This is a genomic window from Cellulosimicrobium cellulans, assembly GCF_016921195.1.
Lineage (GTDB): Bacteria > Actinomycetota > Actinomycetes > Actinomycetales > Cellulomonadaceae > Cellulosimicrobium > Cellulosimicrobium cellulans_F.
Genome location: NZ_JAFGYF010000001.1, coordinates 904,077 through 924,859 on the forward strand (window position 1 = coordinate 904,077; position 20,783 = coordinate 924,859).

Sequence of the window (20,783 nt, forward strand, 5' to 3'; positions counted from 1 at the left end):
CACGGTAGGCCCGGGCCGCCCGGCGCGCGCGTCGGCCGGCGTCCCGACCAGCGCGACGATCCGTCCCTCGCGCGCGTTCACGACCCGGCAACACCCGCCACGATCACTCGTCCCGTGACCGTCGCGATCCAGCGCCGGGTCCTGCCCCAGAACGTCCCGGCGGTCACGCGCTGGGTGCAGGTCGGCGTGAACCTCGCCGACCGGTACCCGGGGTTCCTCGGCTCGCGCAAGGACGCGACCTCGTCGAGGAGACGCGGGTGACGGTCCCGGACGGGTCGCCCGGCCCGGAGGTGACCGCCCGACGCCCTGCCTAGCCTGGGAGGATGGACACCGAGATCGAGAGCACGACCGACGTCCTCGTCACCCTCGGTGCGGCCGCGGCAGGCGTCCTCCTGGCGTTCGTCCTCGGGACGGTGATCTCCGCGGTGGTCCGCCGGGCGGGCCGGCGCAGCGAGCTCGCCCGCGACCTCTCGCGGCGGCTGCGCCGACCGGACCGGGCTGTGCTCACCGTCGTCGCGGTGTGGATCGCGGTCCGCCTGACGACGGACGCGTCCACGCCGTGGCGACCCGCGGTCGAGCACCTCCTGCTCATCGCGCTCGTCGTGGTCGGCGCGTGGTGGGTGGGCGCGATCGCGTTCGTGCTCGAGGACTCCGCGCTCCAGCGCTATCGCATGGACACCGCGGACAACCGGCACGCGCGCCGCGTCCGGACGCAGATCACGGTGCTGCGCCGGCTGACCGTCGCCGTGATCGTCGTGTGCGCCGTCGCGGGCATCCTGCTCACGTTCCCGGCGGCCCGCGCGGCCGGTGCGAGCCTCCTCGCGTCCGCGGGCCTCATCTCGATCGTCGCGGGCCTCGCGGCGCAGACGTCGCTCGCGAACGTGTTCGCGGGCATGCAGATCGCGTTCACGGACGCGATCCGCGTGGACGACGTCGTGGTGCTCGAGGGCGAGTGGGGCCGGATCGAGGAGATCACCATGACGTACGTCGTGGTGCACCTGTGGGACGACCGCCGCCTCATCATGCCGTCGACGTACTTCACGACGACGCCGTTCCAGAACTGGACCCGGCGCGCCGCCGACCTGCTGGGGACCGTCGAGCTCGACCTCGACTTCGAGGTGCCGGTGGGCCCGATGCGGGCCGAGCTGCGCCGGCTCCTCGCGCTCACCGACCTGTGGGACGAGCGCGTGGGCATCCTCCAGGTGACCGACGCCGTCGGGGGGCTCGTGCGGGTGCGCGCGCTCGTGAGCGCGCACGACGCGCCGACCTTGTTCGACCTGCGGTGCTTCGTGCGCGAGGGGCTGGTCGACTGGCTGCAGCGCGCGGCGCCGCAGGGCCTGCCCCGCACGCGCCTCGAGCGCGCGGCCGACGCTCTGGAGGTCGGTGGGCACGAGGGGGAGGGGCTGGGCGCTGCCGGGACCGGTGGCGCGGAGGCGCCCGGTGACGTCGACCGCGACGCGACGGACGACGGCGCACCCGTCGCGCCCGCGCGCCCGCCCCGGCTCCCCGCCGAGCGTGGCGCGCGCCGCGCCGACGCGCCCGTCGTCCTCGGGACGATCCGACGCGCGGGCCGGGGCGCGGGCGCCGCGCCGAGCGAGGACCCGACGCGGCTGGTGGGCGTCGTCCCCGGTGCGGCCGGCGGCCCTGTCCGTCCCGGCGGCGCGGCAGACGGGAGCGCCGACGGCGCCGAGGCGCCGGGCGGCACCCGGCCGCTGCCCGCCGTCGGGCACGACGCGCACGACGACGCCACGCCCGAGGCCGCCGAGTCCGCCTTCTTCAGCGGCACGCCCGAGGGCGAGGAGCGGTCGCGGGCGTTCGCCGGGCCCGGCCAGGACGTCATCGACGAGCGCGAGCGCACGGCCGAGCACGGTGTCGTCCCCGACGACGAGCCTGAGGGGCCGGCGGCGGCCGGCGCGGGCGGCGGGCGCGAGGCGGACGACCGCGGGGACGGCGGCCACGGCGACGGCGGACCCCTCGGTCGGCCCCGGGGCTGACGGCCGGAAGCACCGTGCGCCCTCGCGGACCGGGTGCTCTACCGAGCGGAGCGGCCGTCAGCCGAGCCCCGGGACCTCGACCGTCGCGTCGGCGTACGGCGCGACGAGGAGCGTCGCGGTGGCCCAGCCGCGCGTGAGGAGCCCGGTGTCGGAGTCGGGCTCGGAGTGCCGCTCGGTCCCGGAGTACTGGAGCACGAGGTGCCGGTCGCCGTCCTCGTGGATGTTCGCCTGCACGAGCCCGAACGTGGCGAGGGGCGCCTGCCGCAGCCCCCGCAGCCGGTCCGGCGGGACGTCGGGGACGTTGACGTTGAGCGTGCGCCGGTCGAGCGGGACGTCGCGCGAGTCGTCCGCGTCCATCCAGGCGAGCACGTGGTCGGTGACCAGGCGCGCGGTGTCCCAGTGCTTCGGCTCCGCCGCGTCGACGGAGACGGCGAGCGACCGGATCCCGTGCGTCATCGCCGACAGCGCCGCGCCGACCGTCCCGGAGTGCAGGATCGCGTTGCCGGTGTTGGCGCCCTTGTTCACCCCGGAGAGCAGGAGGTCCGGTCGGGGACCGAACCCGCCGTAGGCGGCGACGAACGCGATGAGCGCGGGGGCGGCGCGGACCGCGTAGGAGGTCACGTCGTCGGGCAGGCCGGGTGCCCGGTGCGGCTCGACGGCGAGCCGGCCGTCGCGCTCGGCGCCGAGCAGGGACGCGCTCGCGCCCGAGGACTCACGGGCCGGCGCGGCGACGACGACCTCGTAGCCGGCGTCGAGCGCCGACCCGGCGAGCACCGCCAGTCCGGGAGAGTCGATCCCGTCGTCGTTGGTCACGAGGGCGCGCACGGTGGTTCTCCTCTGTCGTCGGGGTCGGGGCGGGATTCCGGGGTCAGGCAGGCGCCTCGCGCACCGTGATGCGACGCGCGAGGCGCTCGATCTGGTCGCGGCGCCCGGTGCCGAGACCGCGGCGCGTGACGTTGAGCGCGCCCGCCGCGGCGCCGAGGCGCACCGCGCCGGGCAGGTCGAGGCCGCGACCGAGCCCGACGGCGATGCCTGCCGTCATGGAGTCGCCCGCGCCCCGGTGGTCGACGGTCGTGATGCGCGGCGTGCGCACGGTGTACGTGTGCTCGCGCGTCACGAGCAGCGAGGGGTCGTGCGCGCGCGAGACGACGACCGCGCGCGGCCCGGCGTCGACCATCCCGCGTGCGGCGGCGAGCAGCGCCGCCTCGGTGTCGTCGTCGGCGAACCCGCCCTCGACCATCTCCTCGTGGCTGATCTTGAGCACCGCGCCGGGCGCGTCCGCGACGGCGCGTGCCTGCTCCCCGGAGAGGTCGGCGACGACCTGACGCTCGGACGCGTGCAGGTCGCGCGCGAGCCGGCCGAAGAACGAGGCCGGTACCCCGACGGCCGTCTCCGAGCCGGTCAGGATGGTCACCGCGGCGTCGAGCCCGGACACGAGCACGGTCCCGTACAGGTCGTCGACCTCGTGCCGGTTCAGCGGGAAGGGGTCCATGGTCGCGACCTCCTCCCGGTGCCCGCTCCGCCGGTCGTGGACGTACGCGCCGTTCCCGCCGGTCGTCGTCGCGCGCAGGTCGAGGTTCTCGGCGCGCGCGAGGTGCGCGGCGACCGTGCCCGTCTCGCCGCCGAACGGGCCGCACACGACGACCTGCGCGCCGAGCGAGTACGCCATGCGCGCGAGCCACAGGCCCTGCCCGCCGGGGTGGACGTGCACCTCGGGCGACGTCTCGTACGGCCCGGCGGGCTCGATCTCCACCGTGAGCAGGGGCGTCAGGGCGAGCACGCACACGCTGGGGGAGCGGGCGGGTCCGGGGTCGGGTGGGCCGGGAGGGGTGGGGAGCGGGCCGGGCGTGGGCGTCGGGGTGGCGCTCATCCGTCCACGCTAGGGCGGCGGCGCGCGCTCCACCCGTCGAACCGGGCGTCGAGCCAGCCGACGAGCCGGTCGGGGCGGTCGGTCATGATCGCGTCGACGCCCTGGATCACGAGGTCGTCCCACTCGTCCGTCGTGTTCGCGGTCCAGACGTGCACGCGCAGCCCGGCGCCGTGGAGCGTCTCGACCAGACCGGGCTCGTGCGCGAGGAGCGCGACCTCCGGGTTGCAGGCCACGACTCCCAGCTCCGCGCACACCTCGACGAGCTCGGCGAGGCTGTCCGGGTGCAGCGCGAGGAGCAGCGCGCGGTCGAGGTGGCCCGCGGCGTCGCGCAGCGCCGCGACCGTGGGTGGCCAGAACGACTGGACGAGCACGCGGTCGGCGAGCCCGGCGTCGTCGACCTGCCGGGTCACGAGCAGGACGTCCTCGACCGTCCACACGCCCTTGAGCTCGACGAGCACGTCGAGCCCCGGTCGCTCGACGACGAGCCGGGTCACCTCCGCGAACGTCGGCACGCGCTGGCCCGCGAACGCGCGCGAGAACGACGACCCGGCGTCGAGCGCCCGGACCTCGGCCAGCGTGAGCCCGTCCACGCGGCCGGTCCCGTCCGTCGTCTCGTCGACCACGTCGTCGTGCAGCACGACGACCTGGCGGTCTGCCGTCAGGTGCACGTCGAGCTCGATCGCGTCGGCGCCCGCGCGCCACGCGGCCTCGAACGCCGCGAGCGTGTTCTGCGGGGCCACGGACGAGTTGCCGCGGTGCCCGACGACGAGCGGTCGCCCCCGACGGTCGGCGGCGGGCCGGAGCAGGGAGGACGGGGACGTCGTGGGTCGGCCCGGGGAGCGACCCGGAGACGGGGGCGGCATGGGGCCAGTCTCGCGCGCGACCCGCGCAGCCGTCCTGCCGGGCCCGCCGTCCGGCGGACCGTTCCGCGAACGTTCACCCGGCGTCGGTGCGACCGTCAGCGGCGGCGGCCCGTGAGCGCTAGCAGGCGCGTGAGGTCGTCGGCGCCGTCGTCGACGTCGAGCGGCCCGCGGAACAGCGGGCCCGGCTCGAGGAACGTCGAGCGGGACTCCGCGTAGTGCAGGGCCCACGCGACGAGCGCGGGCTCGCCCGTCTCGTCCGCCCCGACGGCGCGGGCCAGGTCCCACGCGTGCACCACGAGGTCGAAGGTCATCTGGGCGCAGTACTCCGCGCCTGACTCGTCGCCGTAGGAGAGGTGCACGCGGCGGTCCAGGGCGTCGGGCGCGAGGAACGCCTCGCGGGCCTGGACGGACGCGTCGACCCACCGGTCGACGGGGTCGTCGCCGAGCACGTCGCCCTCGAAGACGGTGCCGACGTCCTCGATCCAGCGCCCGGCGAGCAGCTCAGGTGCCCAGAGCTGCTCGGCCGTGAGGTGGTTGACGAGGTCGCGCACGGTCCAGTCGGCGTCCGGGGTGGACAGCGCCCACTGGTCGTCGCGCAGCGGGCGGACGAGCGCGTCGAACGCGCCGATCGCGTCGCCGTGGGCGGCGAGGACGTCCATGCGCACCTCCCGGGACCTCGTGAGCCTCCACCGTGGCACGCCGCGTCGCGCACCGCAGGTCGAGCGCGGCCGGGTGGAGCGGCCCGGTCGGGCAGCCCGGCCGAGCAGCGCGGCCCGCGGCCCCGGGGACGGCGGGGGCCGCGAGCCGCCGTCTCACACCGACACGACGATCTTCACGTGGTCGTCCTTGTGGTCGATGAGCTCGCGGTACCCCTTCTCCACGACGTCCTCGACGGCGATGCGGCTCGTCACGAACGGGGCGAGGTCGACCTTGCCCTCCTGGACGAGCCGGATGACCGCCGGGTGGTCGTCCGCGTACCCGATGGCGCCCTTGATGGTGAGCTCGCGCAGCAGCACCGTCATGACGTCGAGGGTCGGCGGCTCGGAGAACAGCGCCACGATCTGGAGCGTCCCGCCCGCCTTGAGCGCGTGCGTCAGCGTGTCGAGCACCGGCTGCGCGCCCGAGCACTCGATCGCGACGTCCGCGCCGCGGCCGTCGGTGAGCTCGAGGACACGGGCGGCGACGTCGACCTCGCGCGGGTCGAGCACGTCGTCCGCCACGCCCGTCTCGAGAGCCTTGGCCTTGCGCGCCCCGCTCACCTCGGTGACGACCGCGCGCGCACCGATGGCGTGCAGCACGGCGCACGTGAGCAGGCCGATCGGCCCCGCGCCGCCGACGAGGACGGTGTCGCCCGCCTGCGCCCCCGACAACCGGACGCCGTGGTAGGCGACCGCGAGCGGCTCGATGAGCGCCGCCTGGTCCAGCGGGACGTCGCCCACCGGGTGCACCCACCGGCGCTCGACCACGATGTGCTCGGACAACCCGCCGCCGCGCCCGGAGATGCCGATGAAGCCCATCTTCACGCACGCGTTGTAGAGGCCGTCGCGGCACGGCGGGCACTCGCCGCACACCATGAACGGCTCGACGACGACCGCGTCCCCGACCGCGAGTCCGTCGACGCCCTCACCGATCTCCTCGACGACCCCGGAGAACTCGTGGCCGAAGACGACGGGCAGCGTCTCGCCCGACAGGGGGTGCGGCTGGGTCTCCGACGGCGCCGGCGGGAACGGGCCCTCGAGGTACAGGTGCAGGTCCGAGCCGCAGATGCCCGTCCACGCCGGCCGGATCTTCACGGTCCCCGGCCGGGTCTCGGGCTCCGGGACGTCCTCGATCCGGAGGTCTTCCTTGCCGTGGTACCGCGCCGCCTTCATCGTCCTCACCTCGTCCGTCGGGCCGCGCGCACCGCTCGGTGCGCGGCGGGCGGTCCCCGGACCGGGTCCTCGGCGAGCCCTCGGCGGGCCGTGGCGACCGACCGCACCTCCACGGTAGGTCCGGGTCCTGCCCCTACGCCGCGCCGAAGGTCCTCTCCGGCGGGGCCGTACGTCGTCGGTGCGCGCCCCGGAGGTGTGGCGCTGCGTCGGAGCGCTGCGTCGGCGCGAGGCGCCGGCGCGCGGTGCCTGGGAAAGCCGCCGCGATACTGGAGCGCGTGACCACGACCCGCGCCCGCACCCTCCGACCCACCCCTGAAGCCCGCGAGGTCCGCGCGTGATCGAGCGATGGACGTGGCCGGCGTACGTCGGCGTGATCGGCGGCGCGCTGCTCTTCGCGGCGCTCCTCGTGCCCGCGCTCGCATGGCAGTCGCGCCGGTACGGCGGGCTGAGCGGCCGGCGCCTGCTCGGTGCCGCGGCCGTCGCCGTCTACGGGGTGGCCCTCGTCGCGTACACGCTCCTGCCGCTGCCGAGCGGTGACCTCGCCCGGTGGTGCGCGCAGTACGGCGTCGCCGGCGCCGAGCTCGTGCCGTTCCACTCCCTCGCCGACATCCGTCGCGACACCGCGGGCCTCGGGGCCGGCGCGACGCTGCGGAGCGCGGCCGTGCTCCAGGTCGTGTTCAACGTCGTCCTGTTCGTCCCGTGGGGCCTGCTGGTCCGGCGCTACCTCGGGCGTGGCGTCGCCGTCACGACGCTGTCCGGGCTGGCCGCGTCGGTGCTCGTCGAGACCACGCAGTACACGGGCATCTTCGGGCTCATCCCGTGCTCGTACCGGGTCGCCGACGTGGACGACGTCCTGACCAACACGCTCGGCGCGCTCGTCGGCGCGCTCGCGGCGCCGCTCCTGCTGCGCTGGATGCCGCGCGCGGCCGAGCTCGAGGCGCGCCGGGACCGGGCGCGGCCCGTGACGGTGTGGCGCCGCTGGCTCGGGATGCTGCTCGACGCCCTGCTCGTCACCGCGCTGGGCGCCGTGCTGCAGGTGGGCTACCGCACGGTGCTCTACGCGCTCGGGCAGCCGCTCCCCGACGGCTCCGACTGGCCGCAGTGGCTGCTCGGGACGCTCGTCCCGTTCGTGCTCGTGTTCGTCGTGCCGACGTTCCTCGGCAGCGGCGCGTCCTGGGGGCAGCGGACCGTGTGGCTCGCGCCGCGCTGGGCGGGCCGTCGCGGCACGACGCCGCAGCGTGTCTCCCGCGCGGCCGCCGGGGGAGCGCTGTGGGGAGCGCTGGGCCTGCTCGCCGACCTGCCGACGGACACGCCGGTGCTCGCGGTGGCCGGCGCCGTCGCCGCGCCGGTCGCGTCGCTGTTCGCGGTGGTCTCGGTCGTCGCGGTCCCGTTCACGCGCGGACGGCGTGGGCTCTCCGGGGTGATGACCGGTGCGGAGGTCGTCGACGCGCGCGAGGCGGCGCTCAGTCCTGCGTGAGGAACCCGACCGTCAGGGCGATCGCGCCCCAGATCACGAGACCCCCGCCGACGGCGATCGCCATCCCGTTCGCCCCCGTGGAGCCGGCCCGGCGCACGCCGCGGGCGGCCGTCGCGGCTATCGCGAGGCCGGACACGACGAGCACAGCCCCTGCCACGATCCAGAACATCGCGAACACCGTCCCATACGTCCCCTGTGCTCCGCATCGTGGACGGGCGTCCAGGACCACCGGCTCGGTGAGCGCTCGCGCGCGTGCGCCCCGGCGACCTGCGGGTTCTCGGCCTGACGGCTTCACGCAGAGCGAACACGCCGACGGCGGCGTGTGCCGAGCCGTGAGACGGGTTGCGCCGAGGCGCGGTCACCCCGCACGGTGTGCGGGTGCACACGACCCCTGAGGGCCCGCCCGTCCGCCGCGTCCTGTTCCCGGGCCGTCACCACGTCGTCACGCGCTACCAGGTCGACTACCTGCGGGCACTGCGTGCCGGGCTCGTGCGCGACCTCGACGGGCGGCGCGTGCGCTGCGCCCCCGACGTCGAGGTCGTCTGGGTCGTCACGTCCGCGAACCACGCGGGCACGCGTCGCAACCCGCTGCCGGGCCACCGCCGCGAGGCGCTCGTCGAGAACGTGACCACCCGGGAGGGTCTCGCGTCGGTGGTCGTCCCCGTGCCCGACGTGGCGCCCGACGACCGCTTCGCGCAGCTCGTCGTGACGAGCGTCGCGACCGCGACCGGCGTCACGCCCGACCCGGCCGACACCGTCGTCGCGTGCTCGACGCCCGCGCTCGTCGACGCGTACCGCGCGCTCGGGTACCGCGTCGCCGGCGTCGAGCTCGACGCCGCCGAGTCCGGTGGCGAGGTCCCCGCCCGCCCGTGGGACGTCGTCGAGCAGATCGCGGCGGGCGACGAGCGCTGGCGCGACGTCGCGCACCCCGCCGTCCCGGAGTTCTACGCGCGCTACCGGTTCGTCGAGGACGTCCGGCGGATCTTCGCGGACCCCGTCGTCTCGGGGGACGGCGACCTCACGTCGACGCGCGACTACCGCACGTACGCCGCCGCGTTCGAGGACGCGTCGGCGCGCAAGTGGGCCCAGGTGGCGCCGTACGTGCGGCCCGGGCGGATCGTCGACATCGGGTGCGCGACCGGCGGCCTGCTCGAGCACGTCGCGCGCGAGCCGCGCCTGCACGAGTCCGACCTGTTCGGCGTCGACGTCGCGCGGCACCTCGTCGCCGAGGCCGAGCACAAGAAGGCGCAGGGCGCGTTCGCGAACCCGCACGTCTGGTTCGTGCAGGCCAACATCCTCGACCGCTCCGTGATGCCCGACGCCTCCGTCGACACCACCCTGACGATCGCCCTCACGCACGAGGTCTCGTCGTACGGGGACGGCGTGCGCGACGTCGAGACCTTCGCGCGCCGCGTCCATGCCCACACGCGGCCCGGGGGTGTGTGGATCAACTCGGACGTGTGCGGTCCTGCCGAGCCGGACCGCGTCGTGGTGCTCACGCTGCGGACCGACGACGGCGCCGCCGCCACCGGGGACGGGCCCGGTGGCGCGCGCACCGATCTGGACGACCTCGCGCGCGAGGAGGTCGCGGCCTGGGTCGGTGCCTTGTCCACCGACGCGCGCCTGGTCCAGTTCGCGCACGACTTCCCGCGTCTGTCCCACGCCGCGTTCGCCCCCGAGCGCCTGGCGCCGGGGTCCTGGCGGCTCACCCTGCGCGAGGCCATGGAGTTCCTGACCCGCAAGGACTACGTCGACAACTGGCTGTCCGAGTGCCACGAGCGGTTCTGCGACCTCAGCGGCCCGCGCTGGGCGGACCTGCTCGCGGACGCCGGGTTCGAGCTCGAGCCGGGCAGCGGGGCGTGGCGCAACGAGTGGGTCGTGGAGCACGCGTTCGAGCCCGTCGCCGCGCTGCACGACGCCGGGACCGGCGAACCCGTCGACTGGCCCGACACGCACGTCCTCACCGTCGCGCGCCGCCCCGAGCTCAGCTGACCCACCGAGGTAGGCCCCGGCAGCGCGAGGTAGAGCCCTGGTCGCACGAGGTAGAGCCCCGGTCCGGCGAGGTAGAGGCCCGGTCATGACCAGGGCTCTACCTCGCCGGACCGGGGCTCTACCTCGGGAGGCGGGGTGGCGAGGTCGTAGGCTCGGAGCGTGCTCCTCGACGCCCGCACGCTGCGCGGCCTCCAGGACGGGACCGTGACCCTCGCGTTCCGCCGCTGGACGGCGCCCCGGGTAAAGGTCGGGACGCTCCAGCGCACGCGGATCGGGGTCGTCGAGGTGACGTCGGTCGAGCGCGTGCCCGTCGGCCCGGACGGCGCGCCGCTGGTGTCCGACGACGAGGCGCGGCTCGCCGGGATGGCGTCGCCCGAGCAGGTGCTCGCGCGGGGCGCAGCGCGCGAGGGCGACCTCTACCGGGTAGGGATCCGCCTCGCGGGGCCCGATCCGCGCGTCGCGCTGCGCGAGGACGCCGACCTGGACGCGGCCGCCGTCGAGCAGATCCGCGCCGCGCTGGACCGCAAGGACCGCGCCGCCGCCGAGCCGTGGACCCGGCAGTACCTCGAGCTGGTCGCGGCGCACGAGGGGGTCGTCGCGCGCGAGCTCGCCGCGGGGCTCGGGATGGCGCGCGACGACTTCAAGGTGCGCGTACGCCGCCTCAAGGAGCTGGGCCTCACCGAGAGCCTCGACGTCGGCTACCGACTCTCCCCGCGCGGCCGGGCCTACCTCGACGCGACGGCGCCCGGCGACTGACGCCGGGCGTCCCTGGCGGTCAGCGAGCCGTCTCGCCCGACGGCGACGAGGTGCCGACAGGTTCGGCGGGCTCGCCGATCGCCGGGAGGCCGTCGATGCTCGTGGAGTTCTTGGTGACGCGGTAGGCGTCGAGCTGCTCCGGGGTCTTGCGGTCGGCCCAGCGGTCGAGCAGGACCCGGTCCTCGACGAGCGTCATGCGGGGCACGGAGAACCCGCACGAGTCGGAGACCCGGGTGACGTCGATGACCACGGCACCCCGCTGTCCGGCCGTCTCCTGCTTGGGGAAGTGGGGCCGCAGCACGTCGAACTCCGGGGTGCCGGCCTCGACGTACCGGCCGGTCCCGTGGAAGCGGACGATGTTGGGCGGACCGTCGAACGCGCAGAACATCACGACGATCCGTCCGTTCTCGCGCAGGTGCGCCGGCGTCTCCGCGCCCGAACCGGTGTAGTCGAGGTAGGCGACGCGGTGCGGGCCCAGGACCGCGAACGTCCCTGCCATGCCCTTGGGCGCGACGTTGACGTGGCCGTCGGCCGCCAGCGGGGCGGTGCCGACGAAGAACACGGGCTGTGCGAGGACGAACGAGGCCAGTCGGTCGGTGATCTCTGCGTGCACGGTCGCCATGGCGCGAGTCTGGCACCGGCGCCGGTGGGCGGGGACCGCGTCCGGTGGATGAGCACACCATGGCGGCTCCGCCTCGGCGCCGCGCGGGCGTGCGGCCCTGACCGCTGGATCCGCTCTCAGGTGCGCTCGAGCAGGACCGCGACCTCGTAGTGCGACGTCTGCGGGAACATGTCGAGCACCCGGGCGGCGCGCGGGCGCAGGGACGGCATGAGCGCGAGGTCGCGCGCGAGCGACGTCGCGTTGCAGCTCGAGTAGACGACGTGCCCGACGCCGGACTGCTCGAGCCACGTGCTGAGCGTCTCGCCGATGCCGCGCCGTGGCGGGTTGACGACGACGAGGTCCGGCACCTCCCGCCGGGACAGCGCGAACGCCGTCGCGTCCTGCGCGAGGAACGTCGTGCGGTCGAGGCCCGCGTCCCGCGCGGTGAGCCGTGCGCTCGCCACGGCCTCGGCGCTCGTCTCGACGCCGACGACGTCGCGACCCGGCCCTGCGACGTGCAGCGCGAACCCGCCCACGCCGCAGTAGAGGTCCCAGACCGTGGCGGGCGCGGCGTCGTCCACCCACTCCTGTCCCTGGCGGTAGAGCGCGGCTGCGACGTCGGTGTTGGTCTGGAAGAAGCTCTGCGGGCGCAGGTGCAGATCGATCCCGTTGACGCGCATGCGCAGCGTCTCGGCCTCGGTGAGGACGATCTCGGTCTCGCCCTCGACGACGGCCTTGTGCTCGGGGTGCAGGTTCGCGGAGACGACGCGGAGCGAGGGCAGCGCGGCGAGCAGGCTCGGAAGGTGCTTGTGGATCCGCGGCAACGACTCGGTGGACCGCAGGACGAACCGCGCCATGAGGTCGCCGTCGGGGGAGAGCGTGACGAGCACGTACTTCAGCTCGCCGCGGCGCGCGCGCACGTCGTAGGGGACGAGCCGCGCGCGCGTCACGAACTCCGCGAACGCCGGGAACGACGCCTGGAGCGCGGGCGGGTAGAGCGGGCAGTCGGTGAGGTCGACGCCGCCGCCCTCGCCGAGGATGCCCAGCACCGGGGCGTCCGTCGTGCCCGTGACGACCATCTTCGCCTTGTTGCGGAAGCCCGACTCGGCCGACTCGACCGTGGGCAGCCAGGTCAGGTCGGGCGCGAGCGGCGCGAGGAGGTCGGCGCAGTGCTCCTGCTTGCCGGTGAGCTGTGCCGGGTAGGCGAGCTCGAGGAGGCTGCACGACCGGCACCGGCCGGCGTCGTAGTGGTGGCACTGCACTCGTTCGAGTCTAGGTCCCGGCGCGGTACGGGTACCGCGATCCCCGGGGACGACGCCGTGGGAGCGCTCCCTGGCGCGTTCGTCCGAGGTCGGCTACGGTCGTGGCAGCGCTCCCACATCGGTGTGGGCGGTGCTGTCGCCGGGCCGGTCCGGCGGGTGCGGTTACGACGGAGCAACCGAACAAGGAGCAGATCCGGCATGAGCCTCGACAGGCGGAGAAGAAGCAGGCGAGCATGGGCGGCGCTGTGCGCGGCGGTCCTCGCGGTGAGCGGGGCGGTCGTCGGTGCGGCGGCCCCCGCGAGCGCGGTCCCGGCGACCATCCCGCTCACGATCACCAACGACTCGGGCAAGGGACCGATCTACCTGTACGTCCTCGGCGAGCGCGACGGCGTCGCCGGCTGGGCCGACGCGGGCGGCGCGTTCCACCCGTGGCCCGGCGGGGTCGGGCCCGTGCCCGTCCCGGCGCCCGACGCGTCGATCGCGGGCCCCGGCCCCGGCCAGTCCGTGACGATCCAGCTCCCGAAGCTGTCCGGGCGCGTCTACTACTCGTACGGCCAGAAGATGACGTTCCAGATCGTGCTGGACGGACGGCTCGTCCAGCCCGCGGTCCAGAACGACTCCGACCCCAACCGGAACATCCTCTTCAACTGGACCGAGTACACGCTCAACGACGGCGGGCTGTGGATCAACAGCACGCAGGTGGACCACTGGTCCGCGCCGTACCAGGTCGGGGTGAAGCGCGCCGACGGCCACGTGCTCAGCACGGGCATGCTCAAGCCGGACGGGTACGAGGCCTTCTACTCCGGGCTGCAGTCCGCGGGCTGGGGCGGGCTGATCCAGCGTGCGCCCGACGGCAGCGTGCTGCGCGCCCTCAACCCGTCGCACGGGATCGACGTCGGGAAGATCTCCTCCGCGTCGATCGACTCGTACGTCACCGAGGTGTGGAACTCGTACCGCACGCGCGACATGGTCGTCACGCCGTTCTCCCACGAGCCCGGAACCCAGTTCCGCGGCCGGGTCGACGGCGACTGGTTCCGGTTCAGGAACGGGTCCGGCCAGGAGGTCGCGGCCTTCACGAAGCCGGACGCGTCGAGCGTCTACGGGTGCCACAAGGACCTCCAGGCGCCGAACGACCACGTCGTCGGGCCCATCGCGCGCACGCTGTGCGCGGCGCTCGTCCGCACGACGGCGCTGAGCAACCCGAACCAGCCCGACGCGAGCGACGCCGGCTTCTACCAGGACGCGCGGACCAACGTGTACGCCAAGCTCGCCCACCAGCAGATGGCGAACGGCAAGGCGTACGCGTTCGCGTTCGACGACGTCGGCGCGCACGAGTCGCTCGTCCACGACGGCAACCCGCAGGCCGCGTACATCAAGCTCGACCCGTTCACGGGCACCGCGACGCCCCTCGGCGACGGCGGAGGCGGCACCGAGCAGCCGAACCCCGGCGGCGGCCTGCCGACCGGCACCGGTGCCCTCCGGATCAACGACGCGCTGTGCCTCGACGTGCCGTGGGCCGACCCGACCGACACCAACCAGGTCCAGCTCGCGACCTGCAGTGGCAACGCGGCGCAGCAGTGGACGCGCGGGTCGGACGGGACCGTGCGAGCGCTGGGCAAGTGCCTCGACGTCGCGCGCAGCGGGACGGCGGACGGCACCGTCGTCTGGATCTACACGTGCAACGGGACGGGCGCCCAGCAATGGGTCTACGACGCCGGGACCAAGGCCCTGCGCAACCCGCAGTCCGGCAAGTGCCTCGACGCTCAGGGCGGAGCGCCGCTCCGCGACGGCCAGAAGGTCCAGCTCTGGACCTGCAACCAGACCGAGGCCCAGCGCTGGTCGTTCTGACGCCGCCCGGTCCCTGACCGAGCAGCACGCCCGGTGCCCGACGTCGCCGCTCGCGGACCGTCGTCGGGCACCGGTGTGCGGCAGTCAGGCCGGCTTGGTCGCCTTGCCGTCGAGCCACAGGGTGTCGGACTCGTCGCGGTGCGTGCCGTCGGACCCCACGTGCTTCGAGGAGATCTGGGGGCCCTTGGTGATGACGTGGACGATGGCCATGCCGTGCCCGCGCCCCAGGCCGTAGTCGTCCTTGAGCCACTCGAGGATCGGCGTGGCCTTCGTGGACTCGTCGAACCCGCGCTCGTGGGCGAGGTCGACGAGCTGGCGCGGGGTGAGGCCTGTCTTGTCCTCGACCGCGTCGAGATAGGCCTGGAAGGACATGCGTGCTCCTCGTCGTCGGGGGCGGGCCGCTCGACCCGCCGGTGAACCTACCGACGGTCGCCCACACGCGGACTCATCGCTCGGGCCGCGCCGTCCGGCGCGGCGGACGCGGCGGGCGGGTGCCCGACCGCAGCACGTCCGTCACGGCGTTCTCGACGAGAACGGGGACGAAGTCGCGCACGTGCGCGGTCTGGTACCGCCCGAGCTCCGCGAGCACCTGGTCGCGGACGTCGTCAGCCGGCACGTCCGGGAAGCGCGCACTGATCCGCTCGACCACGACGTCGATCTCGCGGTCCTCGTCCTCGATCGCCATGACCCGACGTTCCGGCCCGTACGCCGTCGAACGCAACCAACACGGGGTGAACAGGTGGCGGCCGAGTGGGTGACCCGGGTGTCGCGAATCAGTCGCGCGCCCCGAGGGCGCTCTCGACGGGCCGGTAGAGGCTCGGTGGCGACGGTCCACGCCTCGCTGTTCGGAGATCCTCGTCCACTAGCGGCGCGCCGCCGCGGCGCGGACATGGGCGCGCTGACCCTGCCGCCCGACGAGGCTGAGGTACTCGACCGGTCCTGCGCTGGTGGCCCCGAACCAGTGCGGGGTCCGCGTGTCGAACTCCGCGGCCTCTCCGGCGCGGAGCAGGAGGTCGTGGTCGCCGAGCACGAGCCGCAGCGTGCCGTTGAGCACGTACGCCCAGTCGTGCCCCTCGTGGGACCGCAGGTCGGGCACGTCGTCGTCGTGACCGGCGGGGAGCACGAACTTGTATGCCTGGATCCCTCCGGGGCGGCGTGTGAGCGGGATGATGACGGACCCGTCGGAACACGCCACGGGACGCAGGTCGACCCGGGGGTCGGCGGTGCGCGGGGCGTCGACGAGGGCGTCCAGCGTGACCCCGTAGTAGCGGGCGAGCGGGAGGAGCTGCTCCAAGGTCGGGCGCCGGAGCCCTGCCTCGAGACGCGAGAGGGTGCTGGTCGAGATCCCGGTGGCGGAGGCGAGCGCCGTGAGCGTGATGTCCCGGCGGAGCCGGAGGTGCTTGAGCCGCGGGCCGACGGTGTCGAGGGTCTGGTCGTCCTGGTCCATCCGATCATTTTTGCCGTTCAGCAAGGAAAGTTGCCATGCGGAGAGGGCCAGCGGAGCCTGGCACGGATCCGCCGTCGCGAACCTGTCGTGCGTCCCGCGGCGGCACCCGCCCGTCCGCGTTCGGCGGTCGCGGCGGTCCCGGACCGTGAGAGGAACCTCGCCCATGCTCCCCACCGCACCGTCCTGTCCCGGCGCGCCGCCGCAGGCCGTCGTCGACCCACGCCGGCAGCGCGCGATCCTGTGGACCGTCTGCCTCGCACTGATGGCCGTCGTCGCGTCGGTCTCCGGTCTGAACGTCGCTCAGCCACAGCTCGCGACGACCTTCGGGGTCTCCCAGGGGCAGGTGCTGTGGATCATCAACACGTACACGCTCAGCCTCGCGGCTCTCCTGCTGCCGTTGGGTGCCCTCGGTGACCGGGTCGGACGCAAGCCCGTGCTCCTCGCAGGCCTCGCCGTCTTCGGTGTCGCGAACGTCGCAGCCGCGGTCGCGCCGACCGCGGAGGTCATCCTCGGAGCGCGACTGCTGAGCGGCGTCGGCGCCGCGATGATCATGCCCGTCACGCTGTCCGTGATCACGTCCTCGTTCCCCGGTGCCCAACGCTCGCGGGCGATCGGCATGTGGACCGCGGTCGCCGGCGGGGGCGGGATCCTGGGTATGTACCTCTCGGCGCTCCTGGTGGACGTCGCGACCTGGCGCTGGCTCTTCGCGCTGCCGGTCGCCCTCACGCTGCTCGCGATCGGGATCGGGGTGCGGGCCGTGCCGAACTCGCGCGAGCCCGCCCGCGGGCGCTTCGACCTGATCGGTGCGCTCACCTCGGTCGTCGTCGCCGTCGGGCTGACCTACGCCCTGCACGAGGCGCCGACGCTCGGGTGGGGCGCCCCCGGCGTCGTCGTGGCGCTCGCGTCCGCCGCGCTCGGAGGCGTCGCGTTCGTCGTGCACGAGCTCCGGACCCCGGTCCCCCTGCTGGACCTCCGGCACTTCCGCACGCGCGGGCTGTCGTCGGGCACGACCCTCCTGCTCGTCCTGTTCGGCGTGCAGGGTGGCGTCTCTCTCGTGCTCTACCCGTTCTTCCAGGTCGTGCTGGGCTGGAGCGGCCTGCTCGCGACCGTGGGCATGATGCCGATGGCCCTCCTCATGATGGTGGCCTCCGGCCTCGCACCCCGACTGGCGACCCACGTCGGTCCCCGCGCGACGATGGTCACAGGGCTTGTCGCCGCTGCCGCCGGGGTGGTGCTCCTGGCGTCCCTCGTCTCCGTCACGGGCGGATATCTCAGCGTCCTACCCGGGCTCAGCGCCATGGGCTTCGGGGCCGGACTCGCGATGACCCCGTCGACCGAGGCCATCACCTCGTCGCTGCCGCGAGACCAGCAGGGCGTCGCCTCGGCGCTCAACGACCTCACGCGCGAGCTCGGGGCCGCGCTCGGCATCGCGCTGCTCGGCGGGCTGCTGGTCGCGGGGTACCAGGACGCGATCGCGGGCCGGCTCGCAGGGGTGCCACCGGAGCTCGTCGCGACCGCGAGCGAGGGGATCGCCAACGCCCACGCGGTCAGTCGGAACGCGAGCGGCTATGCCGAGCAGATCCTCACGGCCGCGCAGGACGCGTTCGTCGCCGGGTGGCAGCAGGCGATGTGGGTCGGGGCTGCTGTGCTGGCGGCGACGGCGGTGTTCGTGCTCCTCCGCGGACCGGCGGGTCGTCACGGGCCGGTGGAGGACGTCACCGACGACGCCGATACCGGGGCGCGGGCGCGGTGAGCGCGGGAGCCAGGGCTGCTACGAGCCACGACGGCAGGAGTGGGCCCCGTGGGGATCGAACCCACAACCTACGGATTAAAGGGTAGGTGTTCGCCTACGTGGGCCATCACAGTTCCACGCAGGGCAGCAGAGCGGGTGAAACTCAACCTCGATCACTCGGGGTGCTTGACAGTGATCGGGTTAGAGGGGGATAACAGGGGGACAGGCAAACGGCGTACGCTGTGGCCACCAACCCAGGGAGCAGTCATGGACCTCGCACACCAGCACCCGTCATCACCCAACCTCGACGTGTTCGTCATCCACGCCCAGCGGTGCACCCGCTACGACGCGGACGGACTCCCCGCCGAGTTCACGCCCGTCCCCGAGGGTGCCGCTACGTTCGACGACATCAAGAGCGCCATCGCGAAGGGCTGGACCAAGATCGGTGAGCACACCGTGCGCACCGCCACCGGCCTCGGGTTTGCGCACGTCCTCCAGGCGCCCGCGTGACACCGAGCCAACCACCTGCACGAGCGTCACCCCGTCCCACGGTCACACCCGCCGGGGCGGGGTGGCCCGTGTCTGCCACCAGCAACGGAGCACCATGACCGCCCGGCCTATCCGACCGCCATATCCAATCCCGGGCACGAAGCTCGCCACCATCGCCATCCCAGCAAGGCGCAGCCTCGACGAACCACAACCTGACGCCCCATGGTTCGGTGACTACGAGGACGTGAGAGCCGCCGAGGCCGCAGGCTGGAGGTGGGCGACGGAAGTTCAAGGCGAGAGCGTGGACGGCAGTCTCTGCTTCGTCGTGGTGCTCCGGGCGCCCACTGCCTAGACCAATCGGGCGGGTGAAGTGCGGCGCACGCCGTGACGTGGTCGTTGGGTGAGTCCTACGGTCAGATCATGCGCACAACGGCCAGTGCGGGCGCTTTGATCCTCACCCTCGCTATCGCCGCCTGCGGGACTGTAGACGACGGTACGCGGCAGGCGCAGGAAGCGTGCGCTCTAGCTGCGGCCGACCTCGCCATGGCGGACGAGCCGGAGAACCTCACGCCCGCCCAGGTGGCGGAAGACAAGAGCAAAGCAGACAGGGTGCAAGGCCTCGCAGCTTCCGCCGCGAAGCGAAACCAGGACTACAAGCAACTCTCGCTCGCCGCGACCGAGGCTGCCCGGTGGTACGCAGACCTCCAAGGCCGCCTTGCTGTGAATCTTGCACCCGCGGCCTTTGGGCAGGTGCCCACCTACCTGCCCCTGACGGAATGGCAGCCGGACACTCTGGAAGGGTTCGACGTCGACGCGCAGAGCCTGGACGAGCTCGACGCGGAGTGCCAGATCGTCAGCGCCGAGTAGTCGGCCCGAACAACGAACGAAGCCCCACACCGACAACCGGTGTGGGGCTTCGTGTATGCGCCTCTAGTGCGCGTGCCGGCGGCGGTCCTCCCACCGGTCCAGGGGTGCACCCAAGGCGCGCACCAGAAGGGCGTACGGGATGCCTGCGACGGGCGCTAGCAGGCAGGCGAGCAGCACGGACCACGCAAGCGCGCTTGCGACCTGGCCGACGTTCTCCAGGTCGACGAGCTGCGTCGAGAGCTGCCACACCAGGACGGTCACGAAGCCCGCGAGGCCACCCCACCACCAAGCACGCCGGCCACGGCGGCGGTCCGTCGCGACGTCGGCCCGGATACGCGCGATGACAACCTCGTCCAGTTCACTGTGCTCAACCGCATCCATGCCCACCACCGTCCCACCTCGCACCCACGGCGGGAAGGGCGAACCCCGCCGCCTACACCGAACACGCGGCGCGGGGGTGGGGGCCTCTTTTCCCATCACGAGTTGACCGGGGGGTTGTTTAAATCCGCGACTCCACTAGGGGTGGTACTGTCCGGACACGCGCTGCATTGCAGAATTCACCCTCCAACCCACTTCCCTCACCGTGTCGTGTAGGGCATCATGTCGCGCGTGGAGCCGAATGAGCCAAGTTACACACTGTCGGTCGAAGGTCTCGACAAGTTCGCTGTCCTTCTTCGCGGATTGATTGAAGAGCTCCTTCGGCACAACGACGTCGCTTTCCATAGCGTCGAGGCGCGCGTGAAAACCCATGACAGCGCAAAGAAGAAGCTATCGAGTCGGGAAAAGTACTCCGACTATGGCGACCTTACCGATCTTCTCGGGGTGCGGGTCATCACCTTCTTCGCCGACGATGTTGACCGGGCTGCTGCGGCGCTGGTCCCTGAATTTACAATCGACAAAAAGAACTCTGTCGACAAGCGGAAAGAGATCGGCGCGGACCGCTTCGGCTACCTCTCGCTCCACTACGTCGCGAGCCTCAGCGAGGCCCGCGCTCGCCTGACGGAAAATGCGCGCTTCAGGAACATGCGTTTCGAGTTGCAAATAAGATCCATACTCCAACACGCTTGGGCCGAGATCGAACATGACTTGGGCTACAAGTCTGGCATCTCGGTGCCGCAAGAGATCAGCAGGCGGTTCTCGCGGCTTGCGGGGCTGCTTGAGCTAGCAGATGACGAGTTCATGCGCCTTCGGAATGAGAGTAACGCGTATGAGGAGCAGATCCCCGCAAGGATCTCGGAGGATCCTGGTGAGGTTCTTGTAGACCAAGCGAGCATCGCAGAGTTGATTCGAGAGGATGCCACTATTGCGGAGCTCGATCAAGAGATCGCGATGATTGGCCACTTGCGGCTAACCAGCGACGGCGAGGGGTCAAAGTCCTACGCGAGGACGCGCGCACAAGATCTAGTGAGGCTTGGAATCACCGACGTTGGTCAGTTGCTTCGATTGTTGCAGGACCGAAGGGACGACCTCTTGGCCTTCGTCCAGGCATGGTACGAAGGCGAGCGTATCCCTAGCCCGATGCCAAAGGGGGGCAGCCTAAGCCTATTCATTTATTTGTTGGTCGCCGAGCGCGGCTACTCCGCATCTGATCTGGTGGAGGTGTTCGAATGGAGTGAGGGGCGAGCACGCGGCGCGGTGAGGGATGGCACGGCGGCTCTCAGTCGCATGCGGGAGGACTAGGTGTTACGACCCCCTAACTTCACCCCCTACATCG

The 20,783-nt window shown here is 72.9% G+C and carries 22 protein-coding genes; 10 read left to right on the plus strand and 12 right to left on the minus strand.

The genetic code is table 11. The annotated features are described in order from the left end of the window. Window positions 1-114 precede the first annotated feature (114 nt). Together JN535_RS03895 and JN535_RS03900 are read left to right on the plus strand one after the other, a co-directional pair. Window positions 115-261, plus strand: a complete 147-nt coding sequence (locus tag JN535_RS03895; RefSeq protein WP_205202361.1) for a hypothetical protein — start codon at window positions 115-117, stop codon at window positions 259-261. A 62-nt stretch (window positions 262-323) separates the two neighbouring features. After that, window positions 324-1,994, plus strand: coding sequence for a mechanosensitive ion channel domain-containing protein (locus JN535_RS03900; RefSeq protein WP_205202369.1), 1,671 nt, complete (start codon window positions 324-326; stop codon window positions 1,992-1,994). A gap of 57 nt (window positions 1,995-2,051) precedes the next feature. On the opposite strand, the gene surE is transcribed toward JN535_RS03900, so the two are convergent. The 5 genes from surE to JN535_RS03925 form a co-directional block, all read right to left on the minus strand. Then, window positions 2,052-2,819: a 5'/3'-nucleotidase SurE gene (gene surE, locus JN535_RS03905; protein WP_205202371.1), complete on the minus strand. Its 768-nt coding sequence runs from the start codon at window positions 2,817-2,819 to the stop codon at window positions 2,052-2,054. A 43-nt stretch (window positions 2,820-2,862) separates the two neighbouring features. After that, window positions 2,863-3,864, minus strand: a complete 1,002-nt coding sequence (locus tag JN535_RS03910; RefSeq protein ID WP_205202373.1) for a 1-phosphofructokinase family hexose kinase — start codon at window positions 3,862-3,864, stop codon at window positions 2,863-2,865. Beyond that, entirely contained in the window at window positions 3,861-4,727 is an 867-nt protein-coding gene (locus JN535_RS03915) for a glycerophosphodiester phosphodiesterase (RefSeq protein ID WP_205202375.1), read from the minus strand. The genes JN535_RS03910 and JN535_RS03915 overlap by 4 nt, the downstream gene beginning before the upstream one ends. Before the next feature lie 95 nt (window positions 4,728-4,822). Further along, entirely contained in the window at window positions 4,823-5,386 is a 564-nt protein-coding gene (locus JN535_RS03920; RefSeq protein ID WP_205202377.1) for a TIGR03086 family metal-binding protein, read from the minus strand. A 153-nt stretch (window positions 5,387-5,539) separates the two neighbouring features. Next, window positions 5,540-6,598, minus strand: a complete 1,059-nt coding sequence (locus JN535_RS03925) for a 2,3-butanediol dehydrogenase (protein ID WP_205202379.1) — start codon at window positions 6,596-6,598, stop codon at window positions 5,540-5,542. A gap of 334 nt (window positions 6,599-6,932) precedes the next feature. Between JN535_RS03925 and JN535_RS03930 the strand changes: the two genes are divergently transcribed. After that, on the plus strand, window positions 6,933-8,075 hold the full coding sequence (locus JN535_RS03930; protein WP_205202380.1) for a VanZ family protein: 1,143 nt from the start codon (window positions 6,933-6,935) through the stop codon (window positions 8,073-8,075). Here the strand turns inward: JN535_RS03930 and JN535_RS03935 are convergent. Then, window positions 8,062-8,244: a hypothetical protein gene (locus JN535_RS03935; protein ID WP_205202382.1), complete on the minus strand. Its 183-nt coding sequence runs from the start codon at window positions 8,242-8,244 to the stop codon at window positions 8,062-8,064. The genes JN535_RS03930 and JN535_RS03935 overlap by 14 nt on opposite strands. Before the next feature lie 209 nt (window positions 8,245-8,453). On the opposite strand from JN535_RS03935, the gene JN535_RS03940 reads away from it, so the two are divergent. Together JN535_RS03940 and JN535_RS03945 are read left to right on the plus strand one after the other, a co-directional pair. Continuing rightward, on the plus strand, window positions 8,454-10,067 hold the full coding sequence (locus JN535_RS03940) for a class I SAM-dependent methyltransferase (RefSeq protein ID WP_205202384.1): 1,614 nt from the start codon (window positions 8,454-8,456) through the stop codon (window positions 10,065-10,067). A 159-nt stretch (window positions 10,068-10,226) separates the two neighbouring features. Beyond that, the gene (locus tag JN535_RS03945; RefSeq protein WP_205202386.1) at window positions 10,227-10,823 is read left to right on the plus strand and encodes a hypothetical protein; all 597 of its coding nucleotides are present in this window, start codon (window positions 10,227-10,229) and stop codon (window positions 10,821-10,823) included. A 19-nt stretch (window positions 10,824-10,842) separates the two neighbouring features. On the opposite strand, the gene JN535_RS03950 is transcribed toward JN535_RS03945, so the two are convergent. Both JN535_RS03950 and rlmC read right to left on the minus strand, forming a co-directional pair. Further along, window positions 10,843-11,445, minus strand: a complete 603-nt coding sequence (locus JN535_RS03950; protein ID WP_205202388.1) for a pyridoxamine 5'-phosphate oxidase family protein — start codon at window positions 11,443-11,445, stop codon at window positions 10,843-10,845. Window positions 11,446-11,561: 116 nt separating this feature from the next. Further along, window positions 11,562-12,686, minus strand: a complete 1,125-nt coding sequence (gene rlmC / locus JN535_RS03955) for a 23S rRNA (uracil(747)-C(5))-methyltransferase RlmC (protein WP_205202390.1) — start codon at window positions 12,684-12,686, stop codon at window positions 11,562-11,564. 198 nt (window positions 12,687-12,884) lie between these two features. Between rlmC and JN535_RS03960 the strand changes: the two genes are divergently transcribed. After that, window positions 12,885-14,534, plus strand: a complete 1,650-nt coding sequence (locus tag JN535_RS03960; protein ID WP_205202392.1) for a glycoside hydrolase family 64 protein — start codon at window positions 12,885-12,887, stop codon at window positions 14,532-14,534. An 84-nt stretch (window positions 14,535-14,618) separates the two neighbouring features. On the opposite strand, the gene JN535_RS03965 is transcribed toward JN535_RS03960, so the two are convergent. The 3 genes from JN535_RS03965 to JN535_RS03975 all read right to left on the minus strand — a co-directional run bounded on the left by JN535_RS03965 (window position 14,619) and on the right by JN535_RS03975 (window position 15,981). Beyond that, window positions 14,619-14,906: a DUF4287 domain-containing protein gene (locus JN535_RS03965; protein WP_064316845.1), complete on the minus strand. Its 288-nt coding sequence runs from the start codon at window positions 14,904-14,906 to the stop codon at window positions 14,619-14,621. A gap of 73 nt (window positions 14,907-14,979) precedes the next feature. Next, complete coding sequence (locus JN535_RS03970; RefSeq protein ID WP_205202394.1) at window positions 14,980-15,219, minus strand: three-helix bundle dimerization domain-containing protein; 240 nt, start codon at window positions 15,217-15,219, stop codon at window positions 14,980-14,982. 177 nt (window positions 15,220-15,396) lie between these two features. Further along, complete coding sequence (locus JN535_RS03975) at window positions 15,397-15,981, minus strand: helix-turn-helix domain-containing protein (RefSeq protein WP_205202396.1); 585 nt, start codon at window positions 15,979-15,981, stop codon at window positions 15,397-15,399. Window positions 15,982-16,144: 163 nt separating this feature from the next. On the opposite strand from JN535_RS03975, the gene JN535_RS03980 reads away from it, so the two are divergent. The 3 genes from JN535_RS03980 (at window position 16,145) to JN535_RS03990 (ending at window position 19,069) form a co-directional block, all read left to right on the plus strand. Then, complete coding sequence (locus JN535_RS03980) at window positions 16,145-17,734, plus strand: MFS transporter (protein ID WP_205202399.1); 1,590 nt, start codon at window positions 16,145-16,147, stop codon at window positions 17,732-17,734. Between the two features lie 246 nt (window positions 17,735-17,980). Beyond that, window positions 17,981-18,223 carry a hypothetical protein gene (locus JN535_RS03985; protein ID WP_205202401.1) on the plus strand — a complete coding sequence of 81 codons (243 nt, stop codon included), beginning with the start codon at window positions 17,981-17,983 and terminating at the stop codon, window positions 18,221-18,223. A 399-nt stretch (window positions 18,224-18,622) separates the two neighbouring features. Further along, window positions 18,623-19,069: a hypothetical protein gene (locus JN535_RS03990; RefSeq protein WP_205202403.1), complete on the plus strand. Its 447-nt coding sequence runs from the start codon at window positions 18,623-18,625 to the stop codon at window positions 19,067-19,069. A 63-nt stretch (window positions 19,070-19,132) separates the two neighbouring features. On the opposite strand, the gene JN535_RS03995 is transcribed toward JN535_RS03990, so the two are convergent. After that, window positions 19,133-19,459, minus strand: coding sequence for a hypothetical protein (locus JN535_RS03995; protein WP_205202405.1), 327 nt, complete (start codon window positions 19,457-19,459; stop codon window positions 19,133-19,135). A 219-nt stretch (window positions 19,460-19,678) separates the two neighbouring features. Here JN535_RS03995 and JN535_RS04000 point away from each other — a divergent pair, with 219 nt between their 5' ends. Further along, window positions 19,679-20,749 (plus strand): GTP pyrophosphokinase, encoded by a 1,071-nt coding sequence (locus tag JN535_RS04000; RefSeq protein WP_205202407.1) that lies wholly within the window; start codon window positions 19,679-19,681, stop codon window positions 20,747-20,749. Window positions 20,750-20,783 lie beyond the last annotated feature (34 nt).

Excerpts from the sequence above, each read along its gene's own strand:
- JN535_RS03900 (WP_205202369.1), top strand. The coding sequence starts at position 324 with ATGGACACCGAGATCGAGAGCACGACCGACGTCCTCGTCACCCTCGGT.
- JN535_RS03910 (WP_205202373.1), bottom strand. The coding sequence starts at position 3,864 with ATGAGCGCCACCCCGACGCCCACGCCCGGCCCGCTCCCCACCCCTCCC.
- JN535_RS03915 (WP_205202375.1), bottom strand. The coding sequence starts at position 4,727 with ATGCCGCCCCCGTCTCCGGGTCGCTCCCCGGGCCGACCCACGACGTCC.
- JN535_RS03920 (WP_205202377.1), bottom strand. The coding sequence starts at position 5,386 with ATGGACGTCCTCGCCGCCCACGGCGACGCGATCGGCGCGTTCGACGCG.
- JN535_RS03925 (WP_205202379.1), bottom strand. The coding sequence starts at position 6,598 with ATGAAGGCGGCGCGGTACCACGGCAAGGAAGACCTCCGGATCGAGGAC.
- JN535_RS03935 (WP_205202382.1), bottom strand. The coding sequence starts at position 8,244 with ATGTTCTGGATCGTGGCAGGGGCTGTGCTCGTCGTGTCCGGCCTCGCG.
- JN535_RS03950 (WP_205202388.1), bottom strand. The coding sequence starts at position 11,445 with ATGGCGACCGTGCACGCAGAGATCACCGACCGACTGGCCTCGTTCGTC.
- JN535_RS03960 (WP_205202392.1), top strand. The coding sequence starts at position 12,885 with ATGAGCCTCGACAGGCGGAGAAGAAGCAGGCGAGCATGGGCGGCGCTG.
- JN535_RS03965 (WP_064316845.1), bottom strand. The coding sequence starts at position 14,906 with ATGTCCTTCCAGGCCTATCTCGACGCGGTCGAGGACAAGACAGGCCTC.
- JN535_RS03970 (WP_205202394.1), bottom strand. The coding sequence starts at position 15,219 with ATGGCGATCGAGGACGAGGACCGCGAGATCGACGTCGTGGTCGAGCGG.
- JN535_RS03975 (WP_205202396.1), bottom strand. The coding sequence starts at position 15,981 with ATGGACCAGGACGACCAGACCCTCGACACCGTCGGCCCGCGGCTCAAG.
- JN535_RS03980 (WP_205202399.1), top strand. The coding sequence starts at position 16,145 with ATGCTCCCCACCGCACCGTCCTGTCCCGGCGCGCCGCCGCAGGCCGTC.
- JN535_RS03985 (WP_205202401.1), top strand. The coding sequence starts at position 17,981 with ATGGACCTCGCACACCAGCACCCGTCATCACCCAACCTCGACGTGTTC.
- JN535_RS03990 (WP_205202403.1), top strand. The coding sequence starts at position 18,623 with ATGCGCACAACGGCCAGTGCGGGCGCTTTGATCCTCACCCTCGCTATC.